The organism is Bartonella gliris, from assembly GCF_045277155.1.
In the GTDB taxonomy this organism is placed as follows: domain Bacteria; phylum Pseudomonadota; class Alphaproteobacteria; order Rhizobiales; family Rhizobiaceae; genus Bartonella; species Bartonella gliris.
Map to the genome: position 1 here is coordinate 302728 of NZ_CP123962.1, position 15629 is coordinate 318356.

The window sequence follows — 15629 nt, forward strand, 5'->3', positions numbered from 1 at the left end:
GTTACGATAGTGGTGGTAGTTCTATGGAATCTCTTTCGGCTTTTTTGCTTTCAATATATCGGTCAATTTCAACGATATCCCATTTTAAGTATCGTCCTTCTTGTATTGGTTTAGGGAAAACACCAGCTTTTACAAGCTCTCTAATATAGGTCATAGACATTCCAAGATAAATTGAGAGGTCTTGTATATTGACGAGCCTTTGCAAGCGCATTGATAGTAAAGCTTGTTCAAATAAACTTACTTTTTCTATTGAGGCTTTTAATTTTTTTTCATTCATTTAATGTAATCCTTCTTATTATAATTATGAAAGGGCGGAGGTGCTGGGAGGAGAGAGCACCCCCATAAGGTTAAGCAGCTTTTGTTGAGAGTTGTTTTATCTCTCGTTCTATTTCTGCTAAAAAGGCTTCAACAGCTTTATTAATCTGTTCAATTTGTTTCTCATCACGGTGGATGCGTTTGATTTTCATGCGCAAGTGAGATGATTCCCCCACAAAACGTGGGTCATAGCTTACGAAATCACACCATTGACGCTTTGTACAAGCCATTTGGAATTGTATTTGTGCGAGATATTCAGGCTTGATTTCGTCACCTATACAAAAGCGCATATGCGTTACTGATCTCGGGCATTTGACTTCGATTAAACCGTCTTCTCCAATAAGCCCATCAGGGCTAGCCCCCGCCATTTCCATTGTGGGGTGTTGGATAAACCCGCATCTTGTGACTTCTGTGTCATAAATGAAGCCATATTCTCTCAAGGCATCTTCTTCATGTTCAACGCCCCAACGCATATCTTCAGTTTCATAATGGGGGCTGGTTTCGCCTGTTAAGCGTTCTGTAATAAGTTTTATTTTGTAATCTTCATATTTGCTTGTAGGCAATCCTTTAGCTGTCTTACTGATTACGCTGTAAACATTAGATGCGGTGACTTTACCCAAGCGGGCTTGAAACCATTCTGCTGTTCTTTGTTCCATTTTACACCGCCGTTCTTTGTTCTTGTGGTGTTGGTGCATATTCAACATCTTGGATGTGAATATATTCGGCATCTTGAGTGGAGAGATCGTTTTGCTCTTGTGGTGGTAAGGATTGTTGTATTCTTTCTTTTTGTTGTCTTGCTTTTATTTCTAAAAGCCCTAAAATCTCTTGTGCTGTTTCACAAGACATCTCTGTTAGATTTTCTACCTGCGCAAAAGAGAGAAGCTTCATTTCATCGGCTTGTGTTTGTTCGATTAATTCTCTGATTTTTATCAGTATATCTTGAGAAACCAATTGTTTTTGACTGTTATGGTTTGTTTCATTGATACGAGCTGCTTCATCTTCTTCATAAATACCGGAAAATCCGAAAGCATAGCGTGCACATTGTATAGTGGCTTTGTGACGCAACATACGGGCTGGAAAATCTTTCCAAGGCTTGCTGTTTTCTTGCTTGCATTCTTTTAAATATTCCGTGACCTCTATGGGGTCTTTAATGTCTTTGAGACGTATAGCACATTTAATTGCAATGAGATTACCATCCTTATCCAATTGATCTTGAAAGGTCATGCCATCAAATTTGGGATTAGACTTTATGATCTTTATCCACCCATCAATAGAGACAACAGGAATAATGCCGCCGCCTTTTTTAGGGAGTGCATATATTTCTTTAGTTAAAGGATTGAGCCCATAAGTTTTCGCAACAGAGATAAATGCAGCAAATTCTTCATCAGTACAATTATGACTGATACATGTTTTGATAATTGTTTTTCGAAATTCGTCATGAGAAAATCCATATTTTTGCGCCATAACGGTTAGGGGGGAATGTGTCATGTTTTATTTCTTTCAGTTGTACGCAATTCACCCGTGGCGTGAATTACGCATGTGTTAAAAGTTGTTTGTGTGGTTAGAAAGGGCTTATAGAGATACTATAAGATTAGTAGTTCGTATTTTCTCATCTGGTCTTTTCTCCAGTTGATATGGCGGTATAGCCGCCAACGTGTACACCAAGATGAACTACCGCATCCCCGTAAACTTTTGCGTCACCATACACTTCTGCATTGTCATAAATTCCAGCATCACCGTAAATCCTTGCATTATCGTGCACAAGTACATAACCACCAACCAAAGCATTGTCATAAATCTCTGCACCATCATAAATCGAGGCATGCCCATAAACCCGTGCATTACCATAAACCTTGGCATTATGATAAACCCAACAGGAGTCCTCATGAGATAAATTGCCTTCACGCTCTATATAACCGCCTAGGTCACCTTTCTCGACATCAGAAAAGTCTCTCAGTGCACGAATGCGGTGGAGAGTTTTGCCATCAACCTCAATTGTTTCATCAGTCAGTTCGTATTTCTTTTCCATGGTTTATCTCTTTATTTAAGGAAGAATCTGCTTTTGCCATTCTTGCAAAAGAACGGCATTGCATTGTGTGGTGAATTTTTTGAAAATAACGGCGCTTTTAGAAACGCCCTGTATAATGAGGGTAGTTTGGAATGACATCCCAAAGAGTTAAACGGTGCTGTTGTTCATAGGTGCCAAACATTTCGTCTTCATACCGCTGCTGTTCGATTTCTTCTAAAAAAAAACCGTATGCTGCACTCTGTTCAATAAATTCGTGAGGTATGTTTCCGTTGAAACACTGCTCTTCACATTCTTTAAGATAGAATTCGGCAATATCTTCAGAGATGTCTTCGCAACGGTTAGTCGTTGGTTCAATACGTAAAATTTGGACAGCATTATCGGCTTGGTCGATAAATTTGATAATGTCCTTTTCTTCGAAGAAAGTTCCATATTTGGCGAGATTTTGCTCTTCATTTTCGCACATCACTAAGAGAATTTCATCAGATTTTATGAAAACGGGTTTTGTCACAAAAGCCTCCATAAGCCCTATTGGCAACGGTTAATTTCTAAGATATGGAGTGAATATATGTAAAAAGTGCAAGTGTCAACATAAAAATGTAAAAAGTGCATATTTATGTTAGGTATGTTTTTTTTAAAAATGCACTATCCACAATTTATGGAGATACAAAATGCAAATAGCAGAACAAGATTCTAATCTTTTAAGAGGGTTTTCTCGGAAAGAAAAGGAAACTATTACTTATCTTTTGATTGCCTTAAAAACTCAATATATAAAATCACAGATTTCTTGTTTTCTTCAGAAAGATCACGATAGAAATTCATAAACTCTTGATCAACATCATTGAAGAAATTTGGGGGAGGCTCGTTAAAAAACTCGGCTATTTTAACTAATTCCCCAATACTAATGCTTCTTGATTTTCCATTTTTGTAAGGATTAATCATTCTGCTTATAGTGGACTGATGGATTCCCAAGTAGGCAGCTAATTCTATTTGAGCACCGTGTCCGCGCTCGTTTAATTTTTTTTCTAGCCATTGTTGGATGCTTTTTTCAATATTGCTACTCATAATCTAAACATTATCCCTAAAAATACATAAAATGCAAAAATGTGATATATGCATTTTTTGTTGACATATGTAAAAAGTGCAATTATTTATTGCGCTGTTATGGAGATTACATATGCCTTCGAGATTAATTATAAAATATTTAGGTGGTTTCAAAGTGGTCGCAACCATAGTTCAGAGAGATGTGTCATCTGTTTCTAGATGGCATAATTTTATACCAGCAAAACACCAACAAAAAATATTAGATTACGCACGAGATCACGGCATAGATTTACGCCCTGATGATTTCTTTTATCCAGAGCGCTTGCAGAGATTAATGCAAGAGAGACAAAGAATCTCAACATCAAGGTTTACCAAAAGTTCTGGCGTTAATGCGGCGTCTGATCACAGCAACGTTGTACAGCCTTAAGGAGATGATGATGGCTGTAGAAAAGAAATATGAGTCCACAGGACATGGGATTATATTCGCACAACCTACAGAGTTTTTACATCATAGATGTGTCACTTAAACGTATACGCGCCTTAAGAGATTTTGGAAGCGTTAAAAAAGGCGACGTTGGTGGTTTTATTGAACATGAGAGTGATTTATCACACTTGGCGTATGGAGTTTGTTGCCTTCTTTTTTTAATGGAATGCGAAGCAAAACAGATTGGTCATGATGACCGTCCTCATAAAAATTAAAGGAGATAAAGATGAGTTTAAATGAAATTTTAACTGTAACATTCGTGGTGTTTGGAGCGTTGCTTATCGTGGGGATCACTTTTCGCGTTCTTTTGTATTATCGAGATCAGGCTAAAACACTTAAAGAAGAAATCGAAAATAAAAAGGGTGAGTTTGTACGGGAGCTTCAGGATATGGAAGAGGACTGGGATATTAAGATTAGAGAGAACACTAAGCTAATTACGGAACGTGACAGAGAGATTGAGAGACTGAATCGAGAGCTTAATCAAGTGATTGAAGAAATGAAACAAAAAACAGGGGAGCATGATAAGGCGTTCAGAGATGTAAGTGAAGTTGTGACGACACTCGAAGCAGATGTGCAATCACGTGATGATGAAATTGAAAGATTAAAACAAGAGAGTAAGCAGCGTGATGAAGCAGTAAAAGCGCCGGCTCATATTCATAAGAATAAGAAGAGTAAGAAGAAGGGTAAGTGAGGAGATAGGGATGGGCTTAATTGCACTTATTATATCTTGTTATACAGCTTGGTATGCGACTTATACCGCTTTTAAAATCACAAAAAAGCTTAGACAAGAGATAGATGAAAGAGACGAAATAATAAAAGAGCAAGAAAAGCTCATCCAAAAATTATCTTTTCCTAACGTTTCTTATTGTGTGAATTGCAGTAAAACTGTGTACAGAGAAGTCGTTTAAAGCACCATTCTAAGAAAAAAAATCATTAAATACAGGTGATTTAGATGCTTCATACAATCCTTTGTTTTGATCTAGGTACGAAGACAGGGTGGGCGATATGTGGTGTGGATGGTCATATCATCAGTGGCACGGTGAATTTTCAATCACGCCGTTTTGAAGGCGGAGGGATGCGTTATTTGCGCTTTAAGCAATGGCTATCAGAAATAAAGCAGACGGCAGGTCAAATTGATGCGGTGTATTTTGAAGAGGTGAGGCGTCATGTTGGCACGGATGCAGCGCATGTTTACGGTGGCTTGTTAGCAACGTTAACGGCGTGGTGTGAACATCATCAGATACCGTATGAGGGTATACCAGTAAGTACGATTAAGAAAGCGACGACAGGCAAGGGGAATGCGTCGAAAGAAGAGATGATTAAGGCGATATGTTCCAAAGGTCATGCGCCTTGTGATGACAACGAAGCAGATGCTTTAGCAATTTTATATTTAGTTAAAGAAAGGGAATTGGGGTATGTCCATTAAATTACCATGGACGAGGCTTTTTTCTTCACAATGGATTGTTGATGTTAGTGGCATGAGTATAGTGGAAAAAGGTCTTTATATGACACTTGTCTTATATATGTATGAAGAGCGCCGCCCTATTATTGAAGATGCTCCCAAATTAGCACGGTGGGCAGGTTGTTCAGTGAGAGTTCTAAAAAATACATTAGACATCCTATTACGTGATGAGAAGATCATACGTTTAGAAGATGGTCGTTTGTGGAGTTTAAGAGTTGAAGAAGAACTCAATAACTCAAACGAAAATTTAAACAAGTTTTCAGAGAGGGCACAGAAAGCAGCGCAAGCAAAATGGGCAAAACATCATAACGCAAAAACAATCAGTGATGATCAAGATGCTAAGCATGATGCTAACGGTATGCTTAATGATGCTAAGCATGATGCTAATGATGCTCTAAGCAATGCTAATAGCAATGCTTGTGCAATGCTTAATGATGCTAAGCATGATGCTAATAGCAATGCTTGTGCAATGCTTAATGATGCTATTAACAATAACATTAACAATAACAATATATATAAAAAAAATAACACTATCGTGTTATTAAAAAAAGAAATTGATTTTGAAGATTTAGAAACAATCGATTTGGTTGACGAGCCAACAGAGGTTTATGCTGTTGAGAGCCAATCAGAGCAAATCGCAACCTCATCAGAAAACCACCTACCCATTCACGAGCAAAAGAACGTTCCTAAGAAAGCCAAGCGGACTAGGTCAAAAGATGGTTTTCGCTTACCTGAGGATTTCAAACCTAATTTGCAATACGCAATCGATAAAGGCTTAACGCAGGATGAGGCGCTGTTAGAGTTCGAACGGTTCACAAATTACTGGATAGCAAATCCAAGTAAAAATGCAAACAAACGAGATTGGCAAAGGACTTGGTACAATTGGGTCACAAGCCCTATCGGAATGCTAGCCAAGAAAAAAGCAAGATTAGAACAGGAGAAACGGTTAGGTGGTCATTATGCAAAATTCACTCAGAAAACTTTCACAGAACAGCTTGCAGAAGGCTTCAACGAACTCAGAGATCATCTCTCATCTGGAGAAGATTATCGAAATGATCAGTTCGGGGTATCCATCGACGCTGAAAGCTGGGAATACATTGACGAAACAGGAGGAGGCGCAAACCTTAGATGCTTGCAATCGTCTACAAGCGTTGCTCTCTGTGAAAGCTTCAGTTAAGCAAATTGAGCAAGCTTCTTTCCTACTCTCAAGCATGAGAGTCCCTGCAAACACAGATTCCAAAGCCGTCGTTTTATCCTATGGCATGATGCTGGACCGCATTTCGTCATATGCTCTGAAAAAGGGGGTCGAAGATATCATAACTGGTCAAGCAATTGGGATATCAAAAACATTTATGCCAACTTGTGGAGAGCTTTTAACTTATTGCCAGAAACTAGAAAATACCCTTTTTTCAAAAGCCGAAAGTGTACGTAGAGCAATTGAAAACACACGTGAGAAAGCACTCAAAGAAAAAACAGCAAAAGAGCATTTTAGACCACTAACGCTTGTTCACAAGCAAGAGCTTGAAGAAACTTTAAATGGTCTTGGGGGGGGAAAGTAAAAAACATAGCAGGTTAGCAAAGTAGTGAAATTTGCTGATTGTTTTGAGAATAGATATGCGTTTAAATCGACAAAAAGCCACCGTACAGAGCGATTGGGTAATTTTTTGACTTAAATATATAAAACGCTCTGTACGGTTAACTTTGAGGTAAATAGACCCATTGGTAAAATTACGGATCTAGTATGCAAGCATTTAAATCACGATTCTTTACAAAAGGTAAACAGCCAATGCAAAAAAAGTTTGTTGCAACAGCTGTTGGTTATGTTCCATGGGGTGATGGAGCGGCGGAGTATTTTTACAATCTCTACGAATATCCTGATGGCACAAGAGAGTATGAAAAGTTTGATGGCGGTCAGTATTATACCATACCAAAAAATGCAGATTTTAGTACCAAAGCGCAAGTAAAAGCGTGGATTTACGGTGGTAATCTTCCTAGAAGCGTTTTGAATTACGAGCCTCTTATAGATGAGGTTAATAAAGGTATCAAGAAATTAACAGGAGCAGTTTGATGCGTTTTAAGCGGAAAAGTTAACGCATTGAACGAAGCATAGCGTCACGTAAAATGGCGTTAATCCGCGTTTGATATCCTTTTCCTTGACTTTTAAGCCACGCTAGCACGTCTGAATCCACACGCACAGTTGTGACAGTTTTGGTTGGTTTATAGAATGGATTGCGAACGGCGTTTTTCCAGAACGTATCATCTAGTGTTGGAATATCACTATGATCAATTGCACTATCCGGCATTGCAGCCAATTTATCAATTTCAACTCTCTGTTTATCTGTCAAAGGTGATAAGTTACCGACATCAATTTCATAACGAACTTTCTTCTTCATAACGTTTCCTTTCTTTCGAGTTGGCTCGCCGCGCTGAAATAATACGGATTACTTCTATACCATCTTTATCATCATGGACTGTATGTGCTACGAGCAGCAGTAAAAAGCCATCCACAAGCCCCAAAGTTTGCAGCGATATTCTCCGTTTTCAATACGGTCTTGTTTAACCATGGCGAATGGGTCTGCAAAAACACGAGCAGCTAATTCAAAACTTACACGGTGCTTTCTAAGATTACTTTTTGCTTTAGTTTCATCCCATTCAAATCTTATTTTCATATCTTATGTTAATACATTTATGTATGTATATCAAGAGTTTTAAATGAACACTGAACTATCCATATATCCACACATTAAGACGTATTAGAGCCATTAGAGATTTTGCAGACGTTAAAGCAGGCGACTTAGGTGGGTTTATAGAAAGCAGTGAACATCTTTCGCATGATGGCGATTGCTGGGTGAGGGACAATGCTCGTATATGCCAACGGGCTCGTGTTTATGGGAATGCTGAGGTTTTTGGTGAGGTACAAACTTTACATAGCGCTCGTATTTATGACAATGCCAAGGTTTATGGTAAAGCCGATGTAAGTGGTAAGGTTTATGGGAATGCGCATGTATTTGGCAATGCTAGTGTTCATAATGATGTTAGTGACAATGTTGTCATCACTGGTCGTGAAAAGACTTTAGAGAAAGTTGCATAAAAAAGCAGCGGCGCTGGGGGGGCGCCTTTTTTATTGTATAAAAATCATTTTTAAGTTCATAGATTAAATTCAACAAATTGCCTCATTATCTCTCCCCAAAAAGGCATAAGACAGTGATGTTCATGGGGTGCTAATTCATTTTACTATTCCTAAAAATACAGCTAAACAGCGTTCAATTTCCACCATTTTATCTGCATGAATGGAGCCGAAAGCTGGGCTAACTTTTTCACATCTTACCGTCGTAATCTTATCAATCATGACCTGAGAAGTTTTTTGTAAACCATTTTTGGTATCTGGTTGGATAGTAATGCGCAGTAATGGCGCTGCAACAAGTGTGCTGGTAATAGGTAAAACCGTTACGCTTGTATGTTCACTAAATTGATTGGCTTGAATGATTAATGCAGGTCTTGGTTTACCAAAATCGCCTTGCATAGCTATTGTTACAAGAGATCCACGCATCATTCTGTCCAACCATCAACATCCATTAAAGATTGATCCATCAACAACTGCATAGATGTATCTGTTTTATCCATTTTTGCGACTAAGCGACATTGGCGGCGGCACTCTTCTGCAAAGTTCGGTTGGCGAGTATCTGGTACCCAAATTTGTATTAAGCGCAAACCTGCTTTTCTTTGTGCGTTGCGATGTTTTTGAACGCGTTCATTGACGTGCATTGTAGCCATAACAAAATCTCCATTATGTTTCATGTAACGTATAACATAGAAAAAAGTTACATGAAACAAAATTTTGAATAAATTCGCAAAATTCAATTTTTTATCCTGAATGCTATAAAACATAATGTTATATGTTAAGAAATAACAATATCCTTTTGAAATAATTGAATAAATAAGCAAATAATTCTAAGATTTTGCATGTATAAAATGATTGCCGCGCGTTTATCGTATGTAAATGATTTGCAAAAAGAGCTTGATCATTACAAATTGGTTACAACAGAAGCCAAGTGTGTCTTAGCAAGATCTGTTGTAAAAGCTGCTTAACGTAAAAACATGATTTTATCTTCTTGTCTTCAAAGGCGAGAAGATAGTTAAGCTGTATTTTAGTTTCTAAAGACGTCCTGCTTGCTCTAAAGGTGAAATATGTGGGATTGGGTTGTTATGACGAGCTTGCCACAAATCATGCTTTTGTTGCAGTTTAAGCCAGAATTCCGCATCATTTAAACCCGCTTTTTCTAACCGTAAAGCTAAGTTAATGCTAATCGCCGCATGGCAGTTTAAGACGCGTGATAGAGTTAAACGTGCAACGCCAAGACGATTTGCAGCTTCTGTTACTGTTAACCCTAATTCATCAAGCAATTCTTCTTTCAAAATGCCGCCAGGGTGTGGAGGATTGTACATCATCATAATACCTCAAAACTCAATGGTAATCTTGATAATCAACCAGTTCAACGTCTGTTCCAATGAAACGAAAGGTAACACGCCAATTTGCATTGACACGCATTGACCAATAACCTTTTAAATCGCCTGTAAGCTCATGAAGACGATATGATTTAAGGGTTACTTGTTCAGGAGCAGATATCGTATCTAAAATTACCAAAATATTTGCTAATTTTTTAGCATGCGCAGGGTTTATGCCTTTGCAAATTCCTCTTTCGAAAAATAACTTCAACCCCTTATGCTTAAAACTAACGATTGCCATATATTTACCTTTTGATACTTGATACGACACACCATGCACTTTGTCAATGGATTATTTATCACAGAGCACTTTAAAACATAATGTTATATGTTAATAATCAATAATATCCTTTTGAAATAATTGAATAAATAAGCAAATAATGCTAAGATTTTGTATGTATTAAAATACAAATTTAAGGTAAGTAAAAACATGCTAAATAAAGTGATGTTAATGGGCTATTTAGGTGCTAATCCCGAATGCAAAACTATGCCTTCTGGTGGTGAGGTGGTCAATTTTCGAATGGCTACGTCTGAGAGCTATACAGACAAGGCAACCAATAAGAGAATAGACAAAACCGAATGGCATTCCATTGTGGTTTTTAATCCACATTTAGCAAAAGTAGCACTTCAATATCTCAACAAAGGTTCAAAGGTTTACATAGAAGGAAAATTACAGACACGCAAATGGCAAGATAAAAACGGTGTTGATCGCTATGTAACAGAAGTCATATTGCCTCAGTACAAAGGCGAGTTAAAGCTTTTAGATGGCAAAAATGATGATGACCAAGAGCAGTCATCTGCTTATGACAGAAGCTTTCAGAGACCCTTTGATATGCCTACAAACGCTTTAAACGATGGGATTCCTTTTTAAATAGAAGGCGGTGTTGTGAAAAAAAATAAAAAGAGGGGACGCCCTAAGAAATTAGGGCAATTAAGAGAGCAAAATGGACGTATATCACGGGCAAAAGCACCACGTGAAGCCGTTGATAAATTGGCAATAGAAATACGTGCCAAGCGTTTTGGTTTAACGCTACAAGAGGCAAAAAATCCACTTGCTGGTACCTATATCGGGCGGCTTTGTTTGCAAGGTATACTTACACAAGAGCAATATGACGCCGCACAAAAGTATTTACAGATAAGAAACGACTATTTATGTGCAAAAGGTTTGCCTAGCGCTGTTTATGATGAGATGCCCTCATCATCTGATGATAAGGCAAGAGATAAATGGGTAGAATTTGCAACAGAACAGTTTTCTAATATGCAAGAGGCACTAAAAGAAGCCCAGTGTCTTTATAGACAGTACAATCTTTATGCAGCGCTACAGTACCTCGTTATAGAAGATCAAATGCTACCACATCTTGTGAATTCACTGCGGGTTGCTCTTGATGCGCTTCAGAAATATTTTGATCAAAAAAGTGAATGATAAATATTTTATGTAGTTTTTGTAGCATGATGTGAAACGTTTTTCTGTACAATTCGTTATATTTGTATTACAGTGAATACAAATATGAGGATTGCGTTATGACAATATCTATTCGGTTGCCTAGCGAACTTGAAACGCGTTTGAATAATTTAGCTGAGAAGACAGGGCGTACGAAGTCTTTTTATCTGCGAGAGATTATTGAACGTGGAATAGAGGAAGCGGAGGATTATTATTTAGCTTCACACGTAAGAGAGCGCATTCGAAGAGGAGAGGCTACTTTTTATAGCTCTGAAGAGGTAAGGAAAGAGCTTGGCTTGGACGATTAGATATGAAAAAAAAGCTCTCAGTTTTTTAAAAAAATGCGATAAAAAAGAAGCGCGGCGGATTGTTGATTTTTTAGATAAACAGATTGCTTCTCTTGAAGATGTGCGTGCAGTAGGAAAGCCTTTAAGAGGTCAGTTATCGGGTTTGTGGAGATATCGTGTAGGAGATTATAGGATACTTTGTGATCTTTATGATAAGGAGCTTGTAGTATTAGTTTTGGCTGTTGGACATAGAAAAAATATATATAAAAGCTAAAGCAAATAATGTTATTTTTATATTGACAAATTGTAGCAAAACGTATTTAATGACTTTGCTGTACTTAGGCGTATTGTGTCTAGAGAGGGCGATGTACAGTTCAAAATCCCCGCATTTGCGGGGTTTTTTATTATCTGGAGGGCGTATTTTATGACATCAGAAAATACAGAGCAGGCTCCACAACCAGTTAAAAAGCGTATACCACCAAAGGCAGGTCAAGGGCGTGTCAAAGGCGTTCCCAATAAAATGACGCGCATTTTAAAAGAAGCAGTGGTTAAGGCTGCTGAGAATGCTGGGAATAAAATTGGCAATGATGGTTTGATCTCCTATTTGGAAAAACAAGCTATGGAATGCCCCGCTGCTTATTTAGCGTTGCTTGGTAAGGTGTTGCCTTTGCAGGTAACAGGGGAAGATGGGGGAGCTATTAAGATGATAACGCGTGTAGAAATCGCGCCTTTGGTCAATGACAACCACACAGATTAAGATTGTTCCAAAGCTTATACCGATTTTTACAGGTAAGGCTTTGGTGCGTGCTGCTTGGGGAGGGAGAGGGTCTGGAAAGACAAGATCATTTGCTTTGATGGCTGCTTTAAAAGGTTATCAATTTGGTATGGGAGGAATATCAGGCACACTCCTTTGTGCACGGCAGTTTCAAAACTCGCTAGCAGAAAGTTCATTGGAGGAGATTAAACGCGCCATTGAAGCGCATGATTTTTTAAAGGATTATTACAAGGTTGGGGAATCTTCGATTAAGTCGATAGATGGTCGTATAGCCTTTCAGTTTTCTGGACTGGACCGCAATATTGCGAGTATCAAGTCCATGGGGCGTATTTTGCTTTGTTGGGTTGATGAAGCGGAGCCCGTTACAGAGACGGCTTGGCAAACGCTTATACCGACTTTACGTGAAGAAGGAGAGGGGTGGAGAGCAGAATTATGGGTGACATGGAATCCGTTGCGAGAGAATGCCCCCGTTGAGAAGCGGTTTCGCTTTTCAGACAATGAGGCAATTAAGCGTGTTGAGATCAATTGGTCAGACAATCCGAAGTTTCCCAAGATCTTGAATGAAGCGCGGCTTGATGACCTTAGAAACCGCCCCGAGACCTATAAGCATATCTGGGAAGGGGCTTACCTTACAGCGGTTCAAGGTGCTTATTATCAAAAGGAAATGTTGGCAGCCGAGCAGGAGGGGCGGATAGGGCGTGTTGCTCGTGACCCCTTGATGCAAATCCGTGCTTTTTGGGACATTGGGGGCACGGGTGCTAAGGCAGATGCAACAGCGATATGGATAGCACAATTTATTGGCAAGGAAATCAGAGTGCTTGATTACTACGAAGCGCAAGGACAGCCGCTCTCGGAGCATATAGGGTGGTTGCGGTGCAATGGTTATGAGAAGGCATTGATGGTTCTCCCCCATGACGGTGCGACGAGAGATCGTGTGCACAATGTAAGTTTTGAGAGTGCTTTAAATGATGCGGGTTTTGAAACGCAAGTTGTTCCTAATCAAGGGGCAGGGGCGGTTAAGATGCGTATAGAGGCGGTGCGGCGTATTTTGCCCTCTGTTTGGTTTAATGAAGAGATGACAGTAGCAGGGCGCAAGGCACTGAATTGGTATCACGAGAAATGGGATGAGAAGCGTAATATTGGCTTGGGAGCAGAGCATGATTGGTCCAGTCATGGAGCAGATGCCTTTGGATTGATGTGTGTGGCTTATGAAGAACCTCCGACGATACAAAAGCGACCAGCTTATAGCGGCAGAACGGAATATGAGAGTACCTCATGGATGGCAGAATGATGCATGATGAAGAGCATTTAGAAAAAGACAGCAACGTATCTGATCTCTCTCATGAAGGTTTGTTTCGCAAGCTTTTGAGTTGGTACAAAGAAGATGTGGAGCATGTGAATAAATGGCGTGAACATGCACGGGAGGATTTTGGTTTTTACAATGGTGATCAATGGAATGAAGAAGATTTATCGGCGTTAAAAAAGCAACGCCGCCCCGTTATGACCTTTAATCGTATTGCACCGCTTGTGAATGCTGTTGTAGGCTCTGAACGCAATAACAAGCGTGAGGTACAATTTATCCCGCGTCAGATAGGTAAGGCATTGCCAAGTGAATTGCTTACCGGAGCAGCCGAATGGTTTAGAGACATGGCGCATGCAGAATACGCTGATAGTGATGCGTTTCAGGATGCGGTTATCTGCGGCATGGGCTGGACCGATACGCGTCTTGATTATGAAAATAGCCTTGATGGTGAACCGGTTATTACCCGTTTAGACCCGTTAAAGATGGTTTGGGACAGTGCAGCGGTGCAACCGAACTTAACCGATGCGCAACGTTTGTGGTATGTGGACCGCAAGCCTTTGGAAGTAGCCAAGCAGATGTTTCCCAAAGCTCATTGGAGTGAACTGAGTGCGGATTGGGCAAGGGATGGGAGCTCTCATGAAGGTGTTCACCACAATGATCTTGATTATTACAGTGATGAAGGGAGCATTGATGTTGAAAATGGTCGGCGAATGGTCACGCTTGTTGAATGCCGTTGGTTTGAAAGCGAGAGGTATTACAAAGCGCCCGATTTAAGCACTGGAGAACTTCGTGATTATAGCGAAGAGGACTTTAAGCAACTCCAATGCATGATGCCTAATATTCAAGGAGCAGCTTTCAATAAAAAGGTTGTTAAGCGCGCTTTTCTAGGCAAAAAGATTTTGCTATGCCCCGATCAACCCATGGTTCCTACTGGTCAATTGGGTTGGGAGTGTATAACGGGTTATTTTGACAAGATAGAACGGCAATTTTATGGGGTTGTGCGTCCTACAAAAGACCCACAACGATGGGCGAATAAATATTTCAGTCAAGTAATGCATATCCTTAATAGCCAATCCAAAGGGGGGATTATGGCAGAGAGGGGGGCTTTTGAAGATGAGAGAGAAGCCGTAAAAAGTTGGAGCAGAGCAGATAGTATTACGGTTTTGAAAAATGGGGCTTTGGCAGGTGGTAAAATACAGCCCAAACCGGTCTCTCAGTTTCCAGCAGGTTTTTTCCAGCTGTTTAATGAAGCGAAGGAAGCGATTAATCAGGTAACGGGTTTATCACCTGAATTCATTGGGACACGGGAAGTAACGCAGGCAGGTATTTTAGAGGCACAACGACGCCAATCTAGTTTAAATCTGCTTGCTTGTCTGTTTGATGCTTTACGTTTGTATCGCAAGCGGCAAGGTAAGATTATTTTACACCTTATACAGAATTATTTGTCTGATGGGCGTTTGGTGCGGATATCTGGTGAGGAAAATGCACAATATATTCCTTTGACGCGTGAAGAAGTAATGAGTGTTGAGTATGACATTGTAGTTGATGATGCGCCAACCAGCCCGAATGAAAAAGAGCGCACCTTTGGCATTATCACACAACTGCTTCCATTGCTTCAAAATGCCATTACACCGGATATTATGCTTGATCTACTTCGTTATTCTCCATTGCCGGCGTCATTGCTTAATCGTGTCAGTGAGAAGTTTCAACAGCAGCAAATGGCACAACAACAGCAGATGGACCCCGAGCAGGAAATGAATTTGCAAGCCAAGCAGCAGGACATTGCGGCAAAAGCTCAGATGCAACAGATGGATTTACAAGCCAAGCAGATTGATTTGTTTATGCGCCAGAAAAGAGCGGAACTGGAAGCAGAAATGATGCAGCAGCGCAATGAACTTGAACGCCAACGGATACGCAATGAACAAATGCACAATCAGATTATGCGGGAAAGAGCGGGAACTTATAGAGCAAGAAGCATTTAGAAAG

30 protein-coding genes are annotated in these 15629 nt (G+C 39.7%); 17 read left to right on the top strand and 13 right to left on the bottom strand.

Annotated features, from left to right (window positions below; all coding sequences use genetic code 11):
• Nucleotide 1 precedes the first annotated feature (1 nt).
• From QHG54_RS01285 to QHG54_RS01310, 6 genes are all read right to left on the bottom strand, one after another.
• Entirely contained in the window at nucleotides 2-277 is a 276-nt protein-coding gene (locus QHG54_RS01285) for a hypothetical protein (protein WP_317993856.1), read from the bottom strand.
• Between the two features lie 70 nt (nucleotides 278-347).
• The gene (locus tag QHG54_RS01290; RefSeq protein WP_317993855.1) at nucleotides 348-971 is read right to left on the bottom strand and encodes a lambda-exonuclease family protein; all 624 of its coding nucleotides are present in this window, start codon (nucleotides 969-971) and stop codon (nucleotides 348-350) included.
• Nucleotide 972: 1 nt separating this feature from the next.
• Entirely contained in the window at nucleotides 973-1803 is an 831-nt protein-coding gene (gene bet / locus QHG54_RS01295; protein WP_406604285.1) for a phage recombination protein Bet, read from the bottom strand.
• 121 nt (nucleotides 1804-1924) lie between these two features.
• A complete protein-coding gene (locus QHG54_RS01300; protein ID WP_406604286.1) occupies nucleotides 1925-2344 on the bottom strand; it encodes a hypothetical protein in 420 nt (139 codons plus the stop codon).
• A 97-nt stretch (nucleotides 2345-2441) separates the two neighbouring features.
• Nucleotides 2442-2852, bottom strand: coding sequence for a hypothetical protein (locus QHG54_RS01305; protein ID WP_406604287.1), 411 nt, complete (start codon nucleotides 2850-2852; stop codon nucleotides 2442-2444).
• 224 nt (nucleotides 2853-3076) lie between these two features.
• Nucleotides 3077-3406, bottom strand: a complete 330-nt coding sequence (locus tag QHG54_RS01310; RefSeq protein ID WP_156851527.1) for a helix-turn-helix domain-containing protein — start codon at nucleotides 3404-3406, stop codon at nucleotides 3077-3079.
• Between the two features lie 112 nt (nucleotides 3407-3518).
• Here QHG54_RS01310 and QHG54_RS01315 point away from each other — a divergent pair, with 112 nt between their 5' ends.
• The 8 genes from QHG54_RS01315 (at nucleotide 3519) to QHG54_RS01350 (ending at nucleotide 7399) form a co-directional block, all read left to right on the top strand.
• Nucleotides 3519-3812 (top strand): hypothetical protein, encoded by a 294-nt coding sequence (locus QHG54_RS01315; RefSeq protein WP_317993849.1) that lies wholly within the window; start codon nucleotides 3519-3521, stop codon nucleotides 3810-3812.
• A 29-nt stretch (nucleotides 3813-3841) separates the two neighbouring features.
• Nucleotides 3842-4084, top strand: coding sequence for a hypothetical protein (locus QHG54_RS01320; RefSeq protein WP_330168907.1), 243 nt, complete (start codon nucleotides 3842-3844; stop codon nucleotides 4082-4084).
• 11 nt (nucleotides 4085-4095) lie between these two features.
• Complete coding sequence (locus tag QHG54_RS01325) at nucleotides 4096-4560, top strand: hypothetical protein (protein WP_406604288.1); 465 nt, start codon at nucleotides 4096-4098, stop codon at nucleotides 4558-4560.
• A gap of 10 nt (nucleotides 4561-4570) precedes the next feature.
• Complete coding sequence (locus tag QHG54_RS01330; RefSeq protein WP_406604289.1) at nucleotides 4571-4777, top strand: hypothetical protein; 207 nt, start codon at nucleotides 4571-4573, stop codon at nucleotides 4775-4777.
• Between the two features lie 44 nt (nucleotides 4778-4821).
• Nucleotides 4822-5295 carry a crossover junction endodeoxyribonuclease RuvC gene (locus tag QHG54_RS01335; protein ID WP_406604290.1) on the top strand — a complete coding sequence of 158 codons (474 nt, stop codon included), beginning with the start codon at nucleotides 4822-4824 and terminating at the stop codon, nucleotides 5293-5295.
• Nucleotides 5285-6508, top strand: a complete 1224-nt coding sequence (locus QHG54_RS01340) for a DUF1376 domain-containing protein (protein WP_406604291.1) — start codon at nucleotides 5285-5287, stop codon at nucleotides 6506-6508. Before QHG54_RS01335 ends, QHG54_RS01340 begins: the two co-directional genes overlap by 11 nt.
• Entirely contained in the window at nucleotides 6492-6890 is a 399-nt protein-coding gene (locus QHG54_RS01345; RefSeq protein ID WP_406604292.1) for a hypothetical protein, read from the top strand. Before QHG54_RS01340 ends, QHG54_RS01345 begins: the two co-directional genes overlap by 17 nt.
• A gap of 182 nt (nucleotides 6891-7072) precedes the next feature.
• Entirely contained in the window at nucleotides 7073-7399 is a 327-nt protein-coding gene (locus tag QHG54_RS01350) for a hypothetical protein (RefSeq protein ID WP_406604293.1), read from the top strand.
• A gap of 19 nt (nucleotides 7400-7418) precedes the next feature.
• On the opposite strand, the gene QHG54_RS01355 is transcribed toward QHG54_RS01350, so the two are convergent.
• From QHG54_RS01355 to QHG54_RS01365, 3 genes are read right to left on the bottom strand one after another with little or no spacing between them, the layout of a single operon-like run.
• Nucleotides 7419-7724, bottom strand: coding sequence for a BrnA antitoxin family protein (locus tag QHG54_RS01355; protein ID WP_406604294.1), 306 nt, complete (start codon nucleotides 7722-7724; stop codon nucleotides 7419-7421).
• Nucleotides 7702-7839 (bottom strand): hypothetical protein, encoded by a 138-nt coding sequence (locus QHG54_RS01360; protein ID WP_406604551.1) that lies wholly within the window; start codon nucleotides 7837-7839, stop codon nucleotides 7702-7704. Before QHG54_RS01360 ends, QHG54_RS01355 begins: the two co-directional genes overlap by 23 nt.
• A complete protein-coding gene (locus QHG54_RS01365; RefSeq protein ID WP_406604295.1) occupies nucleotides 7812-8000 on the bottom strand; it encodes a BrnT family toxin in 189 nt (62 codons plus the stop codon). Before QHG54_RS01365 ends, QHG54_RS01360 begins: the two co-directional genes overlap by 28 nt.
• A 179-nt stretch (nucleotides 8001-8179) precedes the next feature.
• Here QHG54_RS01365 and QHG54_RS01370 point away from each other — a divergent pair, with 179 nt between their 5' ends.
• On the top strand, nucleotides 8180-8422 hold the full coding sequence (locus QHG54_RS01370) for a hypothetical protein (protein ID WP_406604296.1): 243 nt from the start codon (nucleotides 8180-8182) through the stop codon (nucleotides 8420-8422).
• Nucleotides 8423-8557: 135 nt separating this feature from the next.
• Here the strand turns inward: QHG54_RS01370 and QHG54_RS01375 are convergent, their stop codons facing one another.
• Together QHG54_RS01375 and QHG54_RS01380 are read right to left on the bottom strand one after the other, a co-directional pair.
• Nucleotides 8558-8881 (bottom strand): type II toxin-antitoxin system PemK/MazF family toxin, encoded by a 324-nt coding sequence (locus QHG54_RS01375; RefSeq protein WP_406604522.1) that lies wholly within the window; start codon nucleotides 8879-8881, stop codon nucleotides 8558-8560.
• Nucleotides 8881-9105, bottom strand: coding sequence for an antitoxin MazE family protein (locus tag QHG54_RS01380; RefSeq protein ID WP_406604297.1), 225 nt, complete (start codon nucleotides 9103-9105; stop codon nucleotides 8881-8883). Before QHG54_RS01380 ends, QHG54_RS01375 begins: the two co-directional genes overlap by 1 nt.
• 189 nt (nucleotides 9106-9294) lie before the next feature.
• Here QHG54_RS01380 and QHG54_RS01385 point away from each other — a divergent pair, with 189 nt between their 5' ends.
• Entirely contained in the window at nucleotides 9295-9420 is a 126-nt protein-coding gene (locus QHG54_RS01385; RefSeq protein ID WP_406604298.1) for a hypothetical protein, read from the top strand.
• Between the two features lie 66 nt (nucleotides 9421-9486).
• Here the strand turns inward: QHG54_RS01385 and QHG54_RS01390 are convergent, their stop codons facing one another.
• Nucleotides 9487-9780: a HigA family addiction module antitoxin gene (locus QHG54_RS01390; protein ID WP_406604523.1), complete on the bottom strand. Its 294-nt coding sequence runs from the start codon at nucleotides 9778-9780 to the stop codon at nucleotides 9487-9489.
• Between the two features lie 16 nt (nucleotides 9781-9796).
• Nucleotides 9797-10078: a type II toxin-antitoxin system RelE/ParE family toxin gene (locus QHG54_RS01395; RefSeq protein WP_406604299.1), complete on the bottom strand. Its 282-nt coding sequence runs from the start codon at nucleotides 10076-10078 to the stop codon at nucleotides 9797-9799.
• Between the two features lie 189 nt (nucleotides 10079-10267).
• On the opposite strand from QHG54_RS01395, the gene ssb reads away from it, so the two are divergent.
• The 7 genes from ssb (at nucleotide 10268) to QHG54_RS01430 (ending at nucleotide 15625) form a co-directional block, all read left to right on the top strand.
• Entirely contained in the window at nucleotides 10268-10708 is a 441-nt protein-coding gene (ssb, locus tag QHG54_RS01400; protein ID WP_406604300.1) for a single-stranded DNA-binding protein, read from the top strand.
• A 15-nt stretch (nucleotides 10709-10723) separates the two neighbouring features.
• Complete coding sequence (locus QHG54_RS01405) at nucleotides 10724-11260, top strand: hypothetical protein (RefSeq protein WP_406604301.1); 537 nt, start codon at nucleotides 10724-10726, stop codon at nucleotides 11258-11260.
• A gap of 98 nt (nucleotides 11261-11358) precedes the next feature.
• Nucleotides 11359-11586, top strand: a complete 228-nt coding sequence (locus QHG54_RS01410; protein ID WP_406604302.1) for a DUF6290 family protein — start codon at nucleotides 11359-11361, stop codon at nucleotides 11584-11586.
• Nucleotides 11570-11839: a type II toxin-antitoxin system RelE/ParE family toxin gene (locus tag QHG54_RS01415; RefSeq protein ID WP_375642650.1), complete on the top strand. Its 270-nt coding sequence runs from the start codon at nucleotides 11570-11572 to the stop codon at nucleotides 11837-11839. The genes QHG54_RS01410 and QHG54_RS01415 overlap by 17 nt, the downstream gene beginning before the upstream one ends.
• Before the next feature lie 150 nt (nucleotides 11840-11989).
• Nucleotides 11990-12322 (top strand): hypothetical protein, encoded by a 333-nt coding sequence (locus QHG54_RS01420; protein WP_406604303.1) that lies wholly within the window; start codon nucleotides 11990-11992, stop codon nucleotides 12320-12322.
• Nucleotides 12303-13631 carry a PBSX family phage terminase large subunit gene (locus QHG54_RS01425; RefSeq protein WP_406604304.1) on the top strand — a complete coding sequence of 443 codons (1329 nt, stop codon included), beginning with the start codon at nucleotides 12303-12305 and terminating at the stop codon, nucleotides 13629-13631. Before QHG54_RS01420 ends, QHG54_RS01425 begins: the two co-directional genes overlap by 20 nt.
• Nucleotides 13616-15625, top strand: coding sequence for a portal protein (locus QHG54_RS01430; RefSeq protein WP_406604305.1), 2010 nt, complete (start codon nucleotides 13616-13618; stop codon nucleotides 15623-15625). The genes QHG54_RS01425 and QHG54_RS01430 overlap by 16 nt, the downstream gene beginning before the upstream one ends.
• The last annotated feature ends 4 nt before the right edge of the window (nucleotides 15626-15629 follow it).

Coding starts and splice junctions, on each gene's coding strand:
- QHG54_RS01300 (WP_406604286.1), bottom strand. CDS start 2,344: ATGGAAAAGAAATACGAACTGACTGATGAAACAATTGAGGTTGATGGC.
- QHG54_RS01410 (WP_406604302.1), top strand. CDS start 11,359: ATGACAATATCTATTCGGTTGCCTAGCGAACTTGAAACGCGTTTGAAT.
- QHG54_RS01430 (WP_406604305.1), top strand. CDS start 13,616: ATGGATGGCAGAATGATGCATGATGAAGAGCATTTAGAAAAAGACAGC.
- QHG54_RS01325 (WP_406604288.1), top strand. CDS start 4,096: ATGAGTTTAAATGAAATTTTAACTGTAACATTCGTGGTGTTTGGAGCG.
- QHG54_RS01330 (WP_406604289.1), top strand. CDS start 4,571: ATGGGCTTAATTGCACTTATTATATCTTGTTATACAGCTTGGTATGCG.
- QHG54_RS01355 (WP_406604294.1), bottom strand. CDS start 7,724: ATGAAGAAGAAAGTTCGTTATGAAATTGATGTCGGTAACTTATCACCT.
- QHG54_RS01425 (WP_406604304.1), top strand. CDS start 12,303: ATGACAACCACACAGATTAAGATTGTTCCAAAGCTTATACCGATTTTT.
- QHG54_RS01375 (WP_406604522.1), bottom strand. CDS start 8,881: ATGCGTGGATCTCTTGTAACAATAGCTATGCAAGGCGATTTTGGTAAA.
- QHG54_RS01290 (WP_317993855.1), bottom strand. CDS start 971: ATGGAACAAAGAACAGCAGAATGGTTTCAAGCCCGCTTGGGTAAAGTC.
- QHG54_RS01390 (WP_406604523.1), bottom strand. CDS start 9,780: ATGATGTACAATCCTCCACACCCTGGCGGCATTTTGAAAGAAGAATTG.
- QHG54_RS01335 (WP_406604290.1), top strand. CDS start 4,822: ATGCTTCATACAATCCTTTGTTTTGATCTAGGTACGAAGACAGGGTGG.
- QHG54_RS01365 (WP_406604295.1), bottom strand. CDS start 8,000: ATGAAAATAAGATTTGAATGGGATGAAACTAAAGCAAAAAGTAATCTT.
- QHG54_RS01395 (WP_406604299.1), bottom strand. CDS start 10,078: ATGGCAATCGTTAGTTTTAAGCATAAGGGGTTGAAGTTATTTTTCGAA.
- QHG54_RS01320 (WP_330168907.1), top strand. CDS start 3,842: ATGAGTCCACAGGACATGGGATTATATTCGCACAACCTACAGAGTTTT.
- QHG54_RS01385 (WP_406604298.1), top strand. CDS start 9,295: ATGTATAAAATGATTGCCGCGCGTTTATCGTATGTAAATGATTTGCAA.
- QHG54_RS01310 (WP_156851527.1), bottom strand. CDS start 3,406: ATGAGTAGCAATATTGAAAAAAGCATCCAACAATGGCTAGAAAAAAAA.
- QHG54_RS01420 (WP_406604303.1), top strand. CDS start 11,990: ATGACATCAGAAAATACAGAGCAGGCTCCACAACCAGTTAAAAAGCGT.
- bet (WP_406604285.1), bottom strand. CDS start 1,803: ATGACACATTCCCCCCTAACCGTTATGGCGCAAAAATATGGATTTTCT.
- QHG54_RS01350 (WP_406604293.1), top strand. CDS start 7,073: ATGCAAGCATTTAAATCACGATTCTTTACAAAAGGTAAACAGCCAATG.
- QHG54_RS01380 (WP_406604297.1), bottom strand. CDS start 9,105: ATGGCTACAATGCACGTCAATGAACGCGTTCAAAAACATCGCAACGCA.
- QHG54_RS01315 (WP_317993849.1), top strand. CDS start 3,519: ATGCCTTCGAGATTAATTATAAAATATTTAGGTGGTTTCAAAGTGGTC.
- QHG54_RS01340 (WP_406604291.1), top strand. CDS start 5,285: ATGTCCATTAAATTACCATGGACGAGGCTTTTTTCTTCACAATGGATT.
- ssb (WP_406604300.1), top strand. CDS start 10,268: ATGCTAAATAAAGTGATGTTAATGGGCTATTTAGGTGCTAATCCCGAA.
- QHG54_RS01285 (WP_317993856.1), bottom strand. CDS start 277: ATGAATGAAAAAAAATTAAAAGCCTCAATAGAAAAAGTAAGTTTATTT.